Annotated in this window: 4 protein-coding genes; 3 read left to right on the top strand and 1 reads right to left on the bottom strand. The window is 67.4% G+C overall.

Going from position 1 to position 3,198, the window contains the following annotated elements; genetic code table 11:
- On the bottom strand, nucleotides 1-546 hold a 546-nt coding region (locus tag HC022_RS22255), incomplete at its 3' end, for a GntR family transcriptional regulator (RefSeq protein ID WP_167453858.1).
- A gap of 135 nt (nucleotides 547-681) precedes the next feature.
- Here HC022_RS22255 and HC022_RS22250 point away from each other — a divergent pair.
- The 3 genes from HC022_RS22250 to HC022_RS22240 all read left to right on the top strand — a co-directional run.
- Entirely contained in the window at nucleotides 682-1,758 is a 1,077-nt protein-coding gene (locus HC022_RS22250) for an ABC transporter ATP-binding protein (protein WP_167453857.1), read from the top strand.
- Between the two features lie 384 nt (nucleotides 1,759-2,142).
- Nucleotides 2,143-2,451: a hypothetical protein gene (locus HC022_RS22245; protein ID WP_167453856.1), complete on the top strand. Its 309-nt coding sequence runs from the start codon at nucleotides 2,143-2,145 to the stop codon at nucleotides 2,449-2,451.
- 118 nt (nucleotides 2,452-2,569) lie between these two features.
- Nucleotides 2,570-3,198, top strand: a 629-nt coding sequence (locus HC022_RS22240; protein ID WP_167453855.1) for a M48 family metalloprotease, incomplete at its 3' end; no start/stop codon positions are given.

Genomic DNA, 3,198 nt, shown 5'->3' with positions numbered 1-3,198 from the left:
GGGCGTCGAGTTCAGGATCTTGTAGCGGTGGTTGTGGATCAGGCAGCGGGTCAGGATCGGCGCCACCAGCGGCAGGTCGGCGGCCAGGAAGAGCCGGCTGTGAAACGCCCGGTCCCAGACCGACAACATGTATTCGTCACCATCCCGCGCGGCGTTGCGCATGCCGTTCAGCATCTCGTGCAGGTCGCGGTCGAGCGCCGCGTCGGCGCGGGCGACCACGCGGTCGAGATAGGAACACTCCACCTCGCGGCGGATGTGCAGCAGGGCGCGGGCGTCGTCGGCATGGCAGGGCGCGACATGGGTGCCGCGGTTGGGCAGGCGCTTGACCAGCCCCTCCTCGTTGAGCCGCATCAGCGCCTCGCGCACGGTGCCCTGGCTGCAGTCAAAGCGCTGGGCGAGGTCCATTTCGGTGAGGGCCTGCTCCGGCAGGAGCGAGCCCAGCACGATCTCCTTTTGCAGCGCCTCGAACAGCGCGTGGCTGCGGCGACTGGTCCGGCGCTGCGCGTCGGCAAGGGACGTGACACTGCTGAAACTCTCCACGGCCATCCTCCGCCGTCCTCCTCCCTCGGTGTCGGCAAGCCGGAATCTTCGGGCTTGTCGTCAATTATCAATATTGATAACGTCAGGTATATCGATAATGCAACCCCCGAATTTTCGGGGCGGCCTGTCAGGGAGGACCAGATGGCAGAGATCCGGCTGGAAGGGATCGTGAAGGACTACGGCGCTCACCGCGCCATTCACGGTGTCGATCTGCATGTGAACGACGGCGAATTCGTCGCCTTCGTGGGGCCGTCGGGGTGCGGCAAGTCCACCATGCTGCGGATGATCGCGGGGCTCGAGGAGATCTCGGGCGGCACGCTGAGCATCGGCGGGCGCAAGGTCAACGACGTCGAGCCCAAGGGCCGCGACGTGGCGATGGTGTTCCAAGATTACGCGCTCTACCCGCACATGACGATCCGCGAGAACATCGGTTTCGGGCTCAAGATGCGCGGCTGGAAGGCGGCGGACCTGGCGCCCAAGGTCGAGGACGCGGCGCGTATCCTGCAGATCGGCGACTATCTCGAGCGCAAGCCGGGCCAGCTGTCGGGCGGTCAGCGCCAGCGGGTGGCCATGGGGCGCGCCATCGTGCGCGAGCCCTCGGTGTTCCTCTTCGACGAGCCGCTCTCGAACCTCGACGCCAAGCTGCGGGTCGAGATGCGCACGCAGATCAAGCGGCTGCACGCGATGCTGGGCACCACCACGGTCTACGTCACCCACGACCAGACCGGGGCGATGACGCTGGCGGAAAAGGTCGTGGTGCTGAAGGCCGGGCACATCGTGCAGGAAGGCCCGCCGATGGAGCTTTACGATCGTCCCAACTGCCGTTTCGTGGCCGAATTCATCGGCTCGCCGCAGATGAACGTATTCTCGGGCGAGCTCGACCGCAGCACCGGCGCGCCGATCCTGCGCACCGGCGGCGCGGCGATCGCGCTGGGCGAGGTGGCGGCGCACGACGGCGCGAAGATCGACGTCGGCGTGCGGCCCGAGGATCTCGGGCTCGCGGCGCCGGGGCAGGGGCTGATCTGGCCGGTGGTCGACGTGTTCGAACCGCTGGGGTCGGACACCATCGCCATCTGCCGCCTTGGCGAGACCGAGGTCTCGGCCCGGCTCGCGCCCAACGTGGCGCTGCGTTCGGGGCAGGAGATCATGCTCGATTACGACCGCGCCAAGCTGCACTACTTCGACAGCGAGACCGGCCGGCGGCTCGAGGCCGCCTGATCCGCCTGATCCGTCCGGCCGGGCACCCTTCGGGGTGCTCAACCGGCGGGGGTGCGGGCGTTGCAGCCGCAATCGCGCGCGTCGTGCCCGCATCCGCGACGGTTGCAGGCACGGCACGGGCCGAAATGGAATGCAGGCTGAAAAGTCCCCATCCTTGGGGGCTTTCTTTTTTCTCATTTCGCGCGAGCATGCCGACGGGGCGAGCGTGACGTTAATCTCAAGCAGGTTACATAGTTCATTGTCGTGGCCGAGAAGCTGCGTTTCGTCCTCGAAGCCGCCGCTGTCGCGTCAGATCAAGAGCATCGAGGACGAGCCGGGCGCCGCGCTGCTCAATTGCGGCTCGCCAACGAGAGCATTGCCTGCGGCTACCCGAATGAGGGCTACGTGCTGTGGATGGACTCCGTCGCCGTGCTCAAGGACGCGCAGAACCCCGAGGCCGCAAAGACGTCGATGAATTCCACCATGGAGCCCAAGACCGCTGCGATGATCTCGGAGGTCGCGCGCCACGCCAACGGCAGCTCGGGTTCGGACGCGTTCATGCCCGAGGACATGAAGACCGCGCGCGGGATCGTCATCCCCAAAGAGCTGAAGGCCCCGGGCGTCTTCCGTTCGACCTGCCCGCCGGATGTGCGGCAGATCTCCCGGATCTGGACCGACCTGCAGAAGCGGCCCACCATTCACGGAGATCGCTGACCCCGCCGCCCGGCACCGCCCGGGCGGCAGGTCCGTTCCGGCCGGTGCTTTGCGCGGACGCGGGGCGCCCCTATATCACGGGGGACGATCAATGCCGCAGAGCAGAGGAATTCGCAGGATGGGTTACTTCAAGACCGCCATGCTGATGGCCGCGATGACGGCGCTCTTCATGGGGCTCGGCTACCTGATGGCCGGCAGCGGAGGCATGATCATCGCGCTGGTGATCGCCGGCGCGATGAACGCCTTCACCTGGTGGAACTCGGACCGCATGGTGCTGAGGATGCACAACGCGCACCCGGTGGGCGCGAACGACCGCAGCGGGCTGTCGCAGATGGTGGCCGAGCTCGCGCGCAATGCGGGCATGCCGGTACCGGCGGTCTATCTCATCGACACGCCGCAGCCCAACGCCTTCGCCACCGGCCGCAACCCGCAGAACGCCGCTGTCGCGGTGACCACCGGGCTCATGCGCACCCTCTCGCGCGAGGAGCTGGCGGGGGTGGTCGCGCACGAGCTGGCGCACATCCGCAACCACGACACCGCCATCATGACGGTGACCGCTACCTTCGCCGGTGCGATCTCGATGCTGGCCAACTTTGCGCTGTTCTTCGGCGGCAGCCGCGAGCGGCTGGGCATCGTGGGCACTCTGGCGATGATGATCCTCGCGCCGCTGGCGGCGGGGCTGGTGCAGATGGCGATCTCGCGGACGCGGGAATACGCCGCCGACAAGGCGGGGGCCGGGATCTGCCG

Source organism: Salipiger sp. HF18, assembly GCF_011806505.1.
GTDB lineage: Bacteria > Pseudomonadota > Alphaproteobacteria > Rhodobacterales > Rhodobacteraceae > Salipiger > Salipiger thiooxidans.
The sequence above is the reverse complement of the archived record's forward strand: the minus strand, read 5'-3'. Positions and strand labels throughout refer to the sequence as shown.